Source organism: Prevotella sp. P3-122 (assembly GCF_002251365.1).
Classification (GTDB): domain Bacteria; phylum Bacteroidota; class Bacteroidia; order Bacteroidales; family Bacteroidaceae; genus Prevotella.
On the sequence record NZ_NPJH01000018.1, the window covers coordinates 1 to 1,247 of the forward strand.

General features: G+C 47.4%; 2 protein-coding genes. Both read left to right on the top strand.

Translation table 11 applies throughout. The annotated features are described in order from the left end of the window. Positions 1-40: 40 nt before the first annotated feature. Complete coding sequence (locus CIL02_RS03425; RefSeq protein ID WP_094399088.1) at positions 41-415, top strand: hypothetical protein; 375 nt, start codon at positions 41-43, stop codon at positions 413-415. Between the two features lie 35 nt (positions 416-450). Then, positions 451-1,247: IS3 family transposase (locus CIL02_RS03430; protein ID WP_141210110.1), on the top strand; the 797-nt coding region annotated here is incomplete at its 3' end.

Below are 1,247 nucleotides of genomic sequence, written 5' to 3' on the forward strand. Positions count from 1 at the left end.
TGTAGTGTACTGAATAAGTTGACACTTTTAACTTATCAGTATGAGACAAAACAAGAGGAGGGATGATTCGAAAAAACTATCTCTTTTGGAGGAGTATCTTTCATCCACATTATTAAAAACGACCTTTGAGAAAGAAAAAGGACTCGCCAAGGGCAGTATTTCAAGATGGCTTACTAGCTTTGCAATCGAAGACAAGCCTACAATTGTTAAAGTTGCATTGCCAATGAGTAAGGAAAACGACAAAACGGAGTTGCTTAATCCAGATGATGAGATTGTTCGTCTGAGACAAGAGCTAAAGGCCAAGGAGATGGAACTGAAGCGCGCAACAATGGCCCGTGATGCCTACGAGCGCATGATAGTAATAGCCGAGGAGAAGTACGCCATACCTATCCGAAAAAACTCAGATGCCAAGTAGTTGCGTTCCTGGCACATGAGACACGCACCTACAAGGTGAGTCCTCTGTGTGAACTGCTTGGCATAACACGACAGGGATTCTACAAGCATGTGGACAAGGTATCAGAAGAGTGCATCCTCATAACGAGCATCGTGCTGTACTGTCAGCACATACGCGCTCCGGACAATCTTCCGAAGGCAGGCTGCCGTGAGCTGTTAGAGCTTAACCGTCAGTACTTTGGCGAAAAGTTCACCCTAGGGCGTGACCGTTTCTATGATGTACTGCGGGCCAACGGCTTCATGCTTAGGAACAAGCGCTATCGCCCACGTACAACGGACTCGAACCACAACAACCGTATCTATCCGGATCTGTTGAATACCACTCCGAAGCTGGTGGCGAAACGCCCCGGAGAACTTGTGGTTGCCGACATCACGTACGTTTATTGCAGCGAGGGATTCGGATATCTGTCATTGCTTACTGATGCCTATACCCGCTACATTGTCGGTTACTGCTTCTTTGAGTCGCTTGAGACGGAAGGACCTCTTCAGGCTCTGTACATGGCTCACGAGTGCTTTGAGAGCTTCGGAGTCAGTATCGTGGACATGATTCACCACTCTGACCGAGGCGTGCAATACACCTCCGCATCCTATGTTAAAGTATTGAAACTCTATAAGATGAGAATCAGCATGACACAGACGGGGGATCCGTTGCACAATGCCCTGGCAGAGCGGATGAACAACACTGTCAAGAACAGCTGGCTCTTCAATAACGGTGAGCTTGACTTCATTACCGCAGGTGGATCCATTGACAACGCCATACGTATGTACAATACGGCACGTCCGTTTTTTTTTTT